The sequence below is a fragment of the Enterococcus sp. S22(2020) genome (assembly GCF_020295385.1).
GTDB lineage: Bacteria > Bacillota > Bacilli > Lactobacillales > Enterococcaceae > Enterococcus_L > Enterococcus_L dunnyi.
In genome coordinates, this window is sequence record NZ_JACFUD010000008.1 from 85,636 (window position 1) to 97,608 (window position 11,973).

Genomic DNA, 11,973 nt, shown 5'->3' on the forward strand with positions numbered 1-11,973 from the left:
AGCACTTCTCTTTTTTTAACTTGCTTTACGTTTTCGGTTATATTCATAAACACCATATCCAGAAAGTCCGATGAGTATCACACCTAAACTTCCATAAGCTGCCACTTTTTCCCCCATTTTTGGATAGTCAGCAGTTTTCTTGTCAGGTGTTTTTTCTTTATCCGGAGTTTTTTCTTTTTCTGGATCTTTTGGATTTGGATTAGGAATCGGTTTTGGTTTGGGCTCAGGTTTTGGTTCAGGAGTTGGTTCTGGTTTGAACTTCTCGTTGAAATCAGCTTCTGAAATCGAAACGATTCGTTCACCTGGGAAAGCTTCCTTATATTGAGCAAGATCGATATTTGTCGCAGCGTTAAATAACCGCAAGTTGGATGCTTGTTTTAAATAATCGATCAAAACAGTATCTAACGAAGGTCCTTCTTCACGTTCGCCACCAAGCATATCATAGCCATCTCCACCGGCTGCTAAAAAGTCGTTGGTTGCCATGTAATAGGTTGCCCCTTCATCTATAGGTGCGAATTCTCCTGTTTTTCGGTCTTGTACTTCCACACGAAGGACACGCTCTCCTACGATGGTCTTATCAGTGCCATTTCCTTCATCTGCTGGCAACAATGAACCTTTTTTAGTTGAATCATAATATACACGGATCGTACTTGAAACATGTAGGAAGCCGCCGTTTGCTCCTAGTTTTGGCTGATTGTATTCATCAAGAATGATCGTTCCGTTCTCATCTTTTTGCGCCATAGAACGAAGTGACAACTCAAACATATCCTTCACCTGTGCGCCAGTTACTTTTATTTGAGAAATGCTATTTCCAAATGGCAATACAGCGATCACGTCACCTAATGTTACTTTTCCTGGTTCGATATTAGCGCGAATACCACCGCCATTCGTTACTGCAAAATCAGTTTGATGGTTAAAGCCTTCCTGACCATAATCAAGCATAGCATCACCGATCAAGTTTCCTAAATTGGTTTCTCTAGTTCGTACATTATCACGTTCACCATTAAACTGATAAGGATTATTTTCAATAACGACTTTAGCGCCCCATTCTTCAAAGTTCGCTTTAGCTTCATCAACTAATGCTTTGACTGCAGGATTTTCCGGCAACTCTGCTAAAGTTTCTGCAGCGGTCAAAGAAGCTGTCTTTTTACTATGATCAACTAAGTCGACATCTACTAGCCCAACATTGTTTAAATAGTTTCCAGTTTGAGTATAAATCACATTACCGAAGCGTTTACCACCATCGACTGCAGTATGAGAGTGACCGTCTAAAACCGTGATGTTCAAATCAGTAAACTCTTTACTTAGACTTTCAGCCAAAGTATCTCCACGCCATTCATGCGGTGTTGTTTCATCTATGCCTAAATGACCGATCACGACATAAGCATCGATCGTTTTTCCAGATTCGTTGATTTCTTTGATCACTTTTTTTGTTTCTACGATCGGATCAGCAAATGTTATACCCACAACATTATTAGGATGTGTTTTAGTTGCTGTTTCTGGAGTAGTAACACCGATGACAGCGTAGTTTTTACCGTTCTTTTCAATAATTTTGTACGGGTCAAAGGCTAGTTTACCATCTTTGAATGTATTATTGGAAAGGATCGGAAAGTCTAAGATATCTTTGTAGGCCATTGCTGTGTCAAAACCGAAATCAAACTCATGATTTCCGACAGCCATCGCATCGTAGCCGACTTCGTTCATGACTTTAGCCATGTCCATACCTTTTGAGAAATTAGAGATCGGCAATCCTTGGAACACATCACCAACATCCAAAAGCAAATCAGGCTGAATCTGTTCTTTGTAAGTTTTCAAACGAGCCATACCTAAAACGTCTTTACCATTGCCTTCTAAACGACCATGTACATCATTGGTATGCATGATCGTGATCGAAGTTGGTTCATAACCAGCGTTTACTACATCTTGCTTCGTGATCGGTTTGACATTTGGTGTGCGTCCATCGGCAGCAGGTTCAGTGTGTAAAATACCATCGTTGACTAATTGAATAGCAAGATCGCGCCACTTTTTGTCAAAGTTGTATCCGATGATTTCCCAGTTTTCTTCGATTTCTTCTTCTGGATCAAGTGTTTGCTTTTCTCGAATATAATCAGCAATCAACCCTCGTAATGTTTCCGGGTCTGTCGATACGAGAGGTTCTTCTGTTATCAAGCCTTGTGCCAGCAGACCCTCATAGCGGTAATTATTCATTGCCATTGTGTATTTTGCATTTGGATCGATCGGCTGACCATCGATCGTTGGATCGATGATTCTTTCACCGCTTGGTTTGGAAATATCGATTTTATACGAAACACCAGAGATGATGTCATAATTGTAGACGCGAATATTTGAGTTGAAACTGATCGTCAAATCATCCGGTCCAGGAGTATTGTAGTAATCTGCCTGTTTCTCCATGAATGTTAGCAGATTTGCTCCAGTGATATTCGCGCTGACCAATGTATTCGGATATTTATAAATATCAAAAATATTTGAATAAGAAATATCGCCAGCATTTAGCTTACTGTCAGCTTTGAACAATGCAGAAGCAGCTAATTGTGCACCTGTGGCTTTTCGTTGAACGTTGTTGATCAACGAAATCATCGCTGTTGGGCGTAATTGAGCTTCTGGGATTCCCTTAACTTCTTCCGGCGGTAAAAAGTCTGCTGTAGCTGTTCCTATTTTTTCAGAAATAAATGCTCTTGTAGTTTCGTGGTATTCTTTTGTTTGTTCTTTGAGCGTTTCATCTGCAGCAACTGTTTTTGTATCGACGATTGCAGCAGTACTATTGGCAACGTGCCATTTGTCTTCTGTTTTTGTTAGGTCAAGGTCGATCCGAACAAGTTCAGTTCCTGTATCTTTGGGTCCGCCGACAGGAACTAGGCTATTTGGTCCTTGGATTTTTTCTGCGAATGAGCGATGATCATGCCCTAAAATATACGCATCGATTCCAGCAACATTATTGATTACCTGATCAGCAGCTGCTGTTGGGTCGGAATTTTCACGACCTGCGTGGATCGATGCAATAATGACATCGGTGTCATCCTGTAATTCAGCAACGGCTTTCTCCGCCTCATCTTTTAGAGGATTGAAATAAAGACTATCGACTTTAGCACCGTCCCATAAAGGAATTTGAGGGGTAGTCAAACCGATGATGCCGACAGTTAAATCTTTCGTACCATCGCCATCTAAATCAATATCTTTTTTCATGGTTCCGCCGACAAAGCGGTTATTCGTCTCTTTAACATACGTATTGGCAGACAAAATAGGGAAATTGGCTTCGTTATTCAGTTTCTTGATCAAATCTAACCCAAAATTGAATTCGTGGTTCCCCAAAACCATTGCATCATAATTCATGTAGTTCATTGCTTTGATCATTGGATTTGGCTGATCGATCAGTGGTGCTTTGTTATACAGATCATCAGTCAAGATCGTTCCCTGATTGATATCCCCATTATCGATCAAGATCGTGCCGTTCGGATTTTCTGAGCGTACATTGGCTACGACTGAACTGACTTGAGAAAGACCAACAGGTGTTTGTTTGTCATCTTCATATGACCAGTTCCATAATTGTCCATGGACATCCGAAGTTCCCAAAATAGTTAATCGTTGTAAAGTTTCAGCAACATCTGCTGTTTGTTGCTCTGCAAGTGGTTCGCTTTGAGTAGCGTTTGATACAGTAGGATTTTCAGTTGTTGCAGTTTCTGTCGTCCCCGTATCATTAGTTAAAGTGTTTTCAATTGCCAGTACGGTTGGAGCACTCGTACTTACAAGCAATGCGGAAACCATTAATACCTGTAACCCTAGATGAACTTTCTTCAAAACAGACTTCTTCACAAAATTCCTCCTTAAATTTAAAGCGGAACAAATCGTTTGATCCTATAGAAAAGTAGAAAATGAGAATTGAGACGCCTTTAGTCTCATTGATCATTTGTCTATTTTCATAAGGATTGATTTGTACAGCTAGATAATGACAAATGGTCGATACTTTCAAATAAATAGCTTGTACTGTTCATCATCAGTTCAATTCTTCTCACTGTGACTCTCAGCAAAAATATAGATAATAAAAAACGCCCCATAAATATAATGCGCTTTCATTTTTGAGACTCATCTAAATAGTAATATATATTTTAAGTGCTGTCATTAGAAAATCCTATAAAAGTTCAAAAGAAAATGGCAAATTTAACATATTTATATTTTGGGTATTTTTTTCTAACGACTTAAGTTCTGCTTTTATTAGAAAATCTTCTTAATTTTTAGGAATCCTTTAAAATCACTTGATTTATTTCAGAAAAGTGACTACTATTTATAAGGAAACTATTGTTCAGTAAAAGAAAGCGGAGGTCCCCATGTCAAAACATTATTTTGATCCAAGATTGAAAATCTTCTCTCTTAACTCGAATCGTCCTTTAGCAGAAAAAATTGCAGAAGCTGTTGGTGTCGAATTAGGAAAATGTTCTGTAAATCAATTCAGCGATGGTGAAATTCAAGTGAATATCGAAGAAAGTATTCGTGGTTCACATGTCTACATCATCCAATCAACAAGTAGTCCTGTCAATGATAACCTAATGGAATTATTGATCATGATCGATGCATTGAAACGCGCAAGTGCAAAAACAATCAACGTGGTTATGCCGTATTATGGCTACGCACGTCAAGACCGTAAAGCTCGTGCTCGTGAACCGATCACAGCTAAACTTGTTGCAAACATGCTTGAAAAAGCTGGAGCAACAAGAATGTTGACACTAGATTTACATGCGGTTCAAATCCAAGGATTTTTCGATATCCCAGTGGATCATTTAATGGGTGCGCCATTAATTGCAGATTACTTCTTAGAACGTGACATCAAAGGCGATGATGTGGTTGTCGTTTCACCTGACCATGGTGGTGTGACTCGTGCCCGTAAGTTAGCTGAGTACTTGAAATCACCGATCGCAATCATTGATAAACGCCGCCCGAAAGCAAATGTTGCTGAGGTGATGAATATTATTGGACACGTTGAAGGGAAAACATGTGTCTTGATCGATGACATGATCGATACAGCTGGTACGATCTCACTAGCAGCGAACGCTTTGAAAGAAGCAGGAGCGAAGGAAGTGTATGCGTCTTGTACACACCCAGTATTATCTGGTCCTGCCTTACAGCGTATCGAAGATTCTGCTATTGAACGTTTAGTGGTAACAGATTCGATTTACTTATCAGATGACCGTAAAATCGAGAAAATCGATGAAGTCAGCGTTGGTGAATTGATTGGTGATGCAATCAAACGTATTCATGAAAATAAACCAGTAAGTCCATTGTTCGAAACGAAACATCGTTAGATCAACTAACAAAAGCTACTTTTTTTCTACAGATCATTTGTAGAAGAAAGGTAGCTTTTTTATTTTATGTAAAGCCAATTTTGGTTAGATGAAAGGAAAATATTGAATACTGATTTGTATTCATTTACATGTATGGTCGAAAAAATAGCGTAGATAATGTAGGAAAAGGAGGTTTATTTGATGTTCTTTTATCTAAATGGATATTTTAGAAATTTAAAAGTTCATTTTTTGAAGATAGCGGGAAAAAAGTAATTTTTCTGCATTTTTACTGGATGCTATGCTAAAGTTGATCCGAAAAAAGGATAAGAAAAATGAAAGGAGCAGCTATGAAAAGAGAAAAATATGAAATAGTAGGCTTGGTTTTACAACTAACAATTGTGGTTGCCGCATTGATTTACTATTTTTTTATCTACAGGTGAGAAAGAAATACAAACAGAAAGAAGGGAAAGAGATGTTTTTTAGCGTAAAGCGAAAGCGTGGTTGTGTCAAAATAGTAAAGAATAAACGACTGACAGAGTTGTCTATGATTCAAGACCTAAAAGCACCGGAAAAAGTCATTTTGCCGATGAATATGCATATTGGGAAACCAGCAAGAGTTATTGTGACTATTGGAGAATCAGTGAAAATCGGAACATTGATTGGCGCAAAAGATGGGGCGATCTCAGCAAATATACATAGTTCAGTTTCAGGGACAGTCGAAAAAATTGAACAGAGAGTGATTGGAAATATAAAAACCACAGTTGTGGTTATCAGAAACGACTTTAAAGATACCTATGAAATACCACAGTCAGAGCCTGAGGATGTGGTATCTGCACTTAAAGATAATGGAATTGTGGGTATGGGAGGAGCTGGTTTTCCAACAGATGTAAAGTTTTTCTTGAAAGAACAGCAATATGTAGAAACACTGATCATAAATGCTGTAGAGTGTGAGCCATTTGTAACGGCGGATCGAAGAATTATTTTAGAGTATACGAAAGCAATTATCGAAGGAATCACTCTATTTCAAGAAATGCTTTCAATCAAACAATGTGTGATCGCTATCGGACAATCATCAACAGAGGCAATCGCTCATTTGCAAAGTAAAATAGAAAATCACTGCATTGATTTAAAAATAGTGCCTAGCAAATATCCTCAAGGAGCTGAAAAACTTGTCATTAAAACGGTGACTGGAAAAGAGCTCCCTAAAGGAAAATTACCGATCGATTTGAATGTAGTGATCATAAATGTATCTACACTATTAGGCTCATTCTATGCTTTTAAAGAGAATCTGCCTTTAACAGAACGTATCATAACAGTTTCTGGTCATTCAATTAAACATCCGCAAAATTTACGCGTGAGAATCGGAACGCCGATCGATCATGTTATTGAAGGCTGTGGCGGCTTTATTGAAAGTCCAGCAAAGCTGATCAATGGGGGGCCGATGATGGGAAAAATGATTCAAAACTTAAATGAACCAGTAACTAAAACTACGTCATTGGTACTAGCTCTTACATCGGCAGAGGTAAATAGCGGAAGGACACAAAATTGTATTCGTTGTTCTGAATGTATCAATACTTGTCCAGTTAACTTACAACCAATTTCTATCAGCCATGCCTACCGCTCTGGAAATGTTAGTGAAATGAAACGTTTAGGTGTGCTGAATTGTATTGATTGTGGGGCGTGTTCGTATATTTGCCCATCTAAAATTGATATTTTGGATGATATTCGGGCAGCAAAACAAAAAGTATTGGAGGAGCTATGATGATAAACAACGAATATATAAGTACAGGATCATTCACAGGTCCTCATATCAAAGAAAAATGGAGTTCTCAATGGATTATGCATCAAGTGTTGATCGCATTATTATTTCCAACGTTTGCAGCTATTTACTTTTTTGGCTTTTGGTCCGTGATAATGATTCTGATAAGTATTAGTGCTTGCGTAGGTTTTGAATATTTTTTTCAAACAATTTTCGGTAAGCGAACAACTATAAGTGACTGTAGTGCAGTGATAACAGGCTGGCTTTTAGCTTTGACCTTACCTGTTACGGTAGCATTGTGGATTTTATTGGTTGGGGATTTTATTGCAGTGATCGTTATTAAACAATTGACTGGCGGAATTGGGAGGAACTGGCTTAACCCAGCTGTAGCAGCACGTGTCTTATTGAAATTGTGTTTTTCACCGTGGTTAACAAACGGTGGGACATCAGAGCAAGATGTTGTGGCATCAGTAACGCCCTTAGTTGATTTGGGCAGTTTTTCTAGAGATATTTCTACGACTACACCCGACGTATTTGATTTGTTTTTTGGTATTAATTTAGGTGGAGCGATAGGAGAAACTTGTAAGTTTGTACTGTTATTTTCAGCAGTATTTTTGATTATACGGAAGATTATCAACCCGTTTGTTCCGATAATTACGATAGGTTCATTTTATCTGCTGATACTCATTTATAGTGTATTCAATTTTTCATTTGCGAATGCACATTTGTTAAGTGGCGCATTGGTCTTTTCTGCAATTTTTATGGTCACAGATTATACAACTTCTCCAATAACAGACAAAGGAAAATATATCTTTGCTCTTGGTTGTGGTGTGTTTACAGCGTTATTAAGAATCAGCTTAGATTTGCCAGGAGGTATTGGCGTGGCGATCTTAGTGATGAATTTACTGACGCCATTGATCAATAAGTACACAGCTTCGAGAGTTTATGGGGAATAATTAGTAGATGGAGAAAAAATAGGAGCTTTAGTCAAAATTCTTCGAGTCATGGCTAAAGCTCTTAATAAATAGTATAAACTGAGAAAGCAAAACAAGCATATTCATATCAAGTCTATTGAAAACATGAACTACACTGATTTAGTCTTTTTCAACGATAGCTGTCTGTTCCGCATACAATTTTCCATCATACATTTTAAAGAAGGGGTAATAGCAAATAATCGACACGGCTAGGTTAATAAACCCGATCAGCACCGCACGAAAATCGCCGCCAGTTCCCAAGAACGCCCCGATCCCCACAGGTGAGATCCAAGGAATCCCAGTAATGACTTTATTGACCAATCCCCAAGAAGTGGCAAAATAAGCGATCGTAACATTGATCAAAGGTGTCACGATAAACGGAATGATCAAGTAAGGATTATAGACGATCGGTGCCCCAAAAATCACTGGTTCATTGATATTGAACAGGCCAGGTAAAACAGCCGCTTTGCCTAAAACCTTCAGTTGATCTGATTTTGCCGCAAAAATCATCAACAAAACTAATCCTAAGGTACTTCCAGCGCCGCCAATAAAAATATACATATTCACGAAATCTCCAGCGAAAATATTAGACCCGCCATCGATATTTTCCGTTAAAGCAACAAGTAAAATCGGATTGATGAAGCTGTTTTTAATGACAGCCGTCCCATGAACGCCGACTGCCCATAATAAATGGATCAATAACATGATCACGATGATCCCCAGCCAAGAACCAGTCAACTCTTTTACGAATTCAAAGGGTTTTGAAAGTAACCCATGCAAATCAGTATGGAAAACAGCTAGAATCGTATTGATAAACAACATGACAAAAGCAATGAAAATAGCTGGAATCAGTGATGCAAAAGCTTTACTGACACCATCTGGAACGCCTTCCGGCATCCGAATCGTGATATTTTTCTTTACACATAAGTGGTAAATTTGAGTAGCGATGACAGCAGTGATGATCCCGATGAAAATGCCGACTCCGCCAAAACGAGTGACCCAGCCGCCAAGTGCGACCCCATTGTACGTAATGGCCGTTTCACTTTGATTTTGTATGAGCTGAGCGCTGCCATCGACGATATCTGTTTGAACGATCGTCATCAAGAATGCGAACAACCCTAGAATTGCACCGACAAAACTGCTCAAACCATCATTTTCTTCCTTACGATAAATGTCTGTTAAATAATAGGCAGTGGCCAAACAATAAAAAATAGCGATCGAACCAATCGACATGGTTGTTGCCACGCTGTAAATCGGTGCGAATTTCAGGATCGTGTTCTCAAAAAATGGTGCTAATGGCGGAATGATCTGCGGTAAATTATTAATGATCAAGAAAATCGATCCGACAATTGTAAATGGCACTGTAATGATCCCGGCTTGCATGATTGCTCGAATAAAGCGCAGATTTGCAACTTTATTCAACGGCGGCATTAGTTTAGTCTCCAAGAAGGTAAATACTTTATTCATTTTTTTCTCCTTTCCTTATGAGGGCAGTTGGTTTGTCTCGATCAACGTTTGATACCAGTAGAAACTGTCTTTTTTGTAGCGAGTCATTTCTTTTGCATCATGTTCTGTACGATCGACATAAATAAAGCCGTATCGTTTGCTGATTCCTTCATGTACGCTCACCAAATCGATCGCTGACCAAGGGCTATAGCCAATCAGCTCTACACCAGCTTCGATCGCTGAGCCGCATTGTTCGATATGTTGCTGTAAGTAGTTGATTCGGTAGGCATCGTGGATTTTACCGTCTTCTGTAAGTTCATCTTTGGCGCCTAAGCCGTTTTCAGTAATGATGATGGGTAAATGATAGCGGTCATACAATGTCTGTAAAGTTGTCTTCAACCCGTCCGGATCGATCGTCCAGTTGAACTCATTTTTCTTCAAATAAGGATTAGTAAAGCCTTTATAAAAGCCCCACTCCATAATATCTTCACTCTGCTGATCGCTGATGCCGTTAGCCATACCATCTCTTTCTGTTGGTTTTTCTACGGTAACTGTCGTATAAAAGTTCATCGCCACAAAATCTGGGAAGTGATTTTCCATCAATTCTTGATCTTCAGGTGCAAAAGAAATCGATACATCATTACGGTTCAGATAATCTTTGAATACGGCATTGTAGCGGCCGAAGCAAGAAAAATCGAGATACGCCCAATTTCTGACGCTGTTAAAATAAAGTGCTGCTTGGTTGTCCATTGACTTACTAGTCGCTGGATAAACAAGTGAGATGTTCGGTACTGGTCCGATTTTTCCATCTTCGATCAGCTCGTGGCAACGTTTAAATGCATATTTTTCTGCAATCATCAAATGGTGAAACTGCTGATATTTTTCTTGTAGAGGAATCTCTTTCCCTAAGATTTTTTTATCGACTAGCAACATGATGTTCGGCTCGTTGATCGTCAGCCAGTGCTTTGCTCGATCACCATAAGCTTCAAAAACTGTTTCAGCGTAGTGGACGAATGCATCGACGGTACTTCTAACGCTCCAGCCGCCTTCATCCTCTAACGCTTGGGGCAAATCAAAATGGTTCAAGGTAATGTAAGGCTGGATCCCGTATTTTAGTAACTCATCGATCACATCGTTATAATGCTGCAATCCTAAATCATTGACCTCGCCTCGACCTTCAGGAAAAATTCGTGTCCAGGCAATTGAAAAACGAAAAACTTTGATGCCCATTTCGGCTAATAAACGAATATCTTCTTTAAAATGATGATAATGGTCAACTGCGACCGTAAAGTCAGCAATATCATGATTATCTCTTTGGCGTTTGTCTTGCACGCTTAGGCCTTTGCCGTCGCTTTTATAGGCACCTTCTGTTTGATGGGCGGAAATCGATGCGCCCCATAGGAAGTTTTTAGGAAATGTAGTCATAAGTGTCTCCAATCTATTATTTTTGTAAAGCGTTTTCTTTGAACTTAGAATAAGCGATTGGTCCAGGGAATTCAATGCAATCAAAAGAACTGTTCATGAAAGTATTTTTATGAACAGTTCGAGTGTTTCAAAAGGAATCTAATGTCATAAGAAAACAAGCTTCTTTAGTATACCTTTTTTATTCAGTTAAGACGTCAATGGCGATCGAGTGTGTCATGTAGTTGTTCAATATAGCCTCTGGAATCGATGCATCCGTGTAAAGATGACTAAATAGAAAGGTTCGATCGATCATAAACGATCCGACGGTTTCGAGATTGCCAGCAGGAGTATAAACGATTTTAGGTCCGTTCGTATGCTGGAGCATTGTGCGATAAACAAATGATTCATTCAATGTATTTGTCGTGACCTCATGAGTATTGAAACCAGCCGCTTCAATAATACAAAGATCTGCTTCGACTTTCGTGAATGCGTAGGTAGCAAAATCGCCTACAAGTGCATGGGTATTTTTTTCTAATTCACCCCCACAAATGGAAATCAGGGCTCTTTTATTTGGATGAGAGATAGAAATCGCCGATGCATCGTTTGTTAGAATAAGGATGTCGAAATAAGATAGCGCATGGATGATCTCGGTGGAAAATAGTCCAGCACCAACAAAGAGCTGCAGCCGATCCGTTAAAAATGGTGATAATTTATCGATGAACGCAGTGACTGGAAAATGACTTTTTTCAAGTGTGTGGTCGATTTTTTGTTGCGATACATGAACCAATTTCACCCCGCCATAAAAACGTTCGATCATTTTTTTCTTTTCCAAAAAGAGCAAATCTCTTCTGATCGTAACCGCTGAAACATTAAAATATTCAGCTAATTCAATGACCGAAGCTTGTTCTTTTTGCTGTAAATAATCGATCAATTGCTCCCGCCTTCTGAAAATATCTCCTTGACTGATTTTCATGACTTCCTCCTTATACGTACGATTATTTTTTAAGTACTCCTAGTATAGACAATATAGTAAAAAAAGGACAACTTGTTTCCCCTTCCGTTTGATGATATATTTTGTTCAATAAATTAGAGCGAA

At 38.9% G+C, this 11,973-nt stretch carries 7 protein-coding genes; 3 read left to right on the forward strand and 4 right to left on the reverse strand.

From position 1 onward, the window contains the following. Window positions 1-15 precede the first annotated feature (15 nt). The gene (locus H3T55_RS15265) at window positions 16-3,831 is read right to left on the reverse strand and encodes a 5'-nucleotidase C-terminal domain-containing protein (RefSeq protein WP_225535004.1); all 3,816 of its coding nucleotides are present in this window, start codon (window positions 3,829-3,831) and stop codon (window positions 16-18) included. A 512-nt stretch (window positions 3,832-4,343) separates the two neighbouring features. On the opposite strand from H3T55_RS15265, the gene H3T55_RS15270 reads away from it, so the two are divergent. The 3 genes from H3T55_RS15270 to H3T55_RS15280 all read left to right on the forward strand — a co-directional run bounded on the left by H3T55_RS15270 (window position 4,344) and on the right by H3T55_RS15280 (window position 8,009). Next, window positions 4,344-5,315 (forward strand): ribose-phosphate diphosphokinase, encoded by a 972-nt coding sequence (locus H3T55_RS15270; RefSeq protein WP_087641755.1) that lies wholly within the window; start codon window positions 4,344-4,346, stop codon window positions 5,313-5,315. 451 nt (window positions 5,316-5,766) lie between these two features. Further along, window positions 5,767-7,056: an electron transport complex subunit RsxC gene (rsxC, locus tag H3T55_RS15275; protein ID WP_225535003.1), complete on the forward strand. Its 1,290-nt coding sequence runs from the start codon at window positions 5,767-5,769 to the stop codon at window positions 7,054-7,056. Beyond that, entirely contained in the window at window positions 7,056-8,009 is a 954-nt protein-coding gene (locus H3T55_RS15280; protein WP_225535002.1) for an RnfABCDGE type electron transport complex subunit D, read from the forward strand. Before rsxC ends, H3T55_RS15280 begins: the two co-directional genes overlap by 1 nt. Window positions 8,010-8,147: 138 nt before the next feature. Here the strand turns inward: H3T55_RS15280 and celB are convergent, their stop codons facing one another. From celB to H3T55_RS15295, 3 genes are all read right to left on the reverse strand, one after another. Continuing rightward, complete coding sequence (celB, locus tag H3T55_RS15285; RefSeq protein WP_225535001.1) at window positions 8,148-9,494, reverse strand: PTS cellobiose transporter subunit IIC; 1,347 nt, start codon at window positions 9,492-9,494, stop codon at window positions 8,148-8,150. A gap of 15 nt (window positions 9,495-9,509) precedes the next feature. Next, entirely contained in the window at window positions 9,510-10,898 is a 1,389-nt protein-coding gene (locus H3T55_RS15290) for a glycoside hydrolase family 1 protein (protein WP_225535000.1), read from the reverse strand. Window positions 10,899-11,076: 178 nt separating this feature from the next. Beyond that, window positions 11,077-11,850 (reverse strand): DeoR family transcriptional regulator, encoded by a 774-nt coding sequence (locus H3T55_RS15295; protein ID WP_225534999.1) that lies wholly within the window; start codon window positions 11,848-11,850, stop codon window positions 11,077-11,079. Window positions 11,851-11,973: the final 123 nt, after the last annotated feature.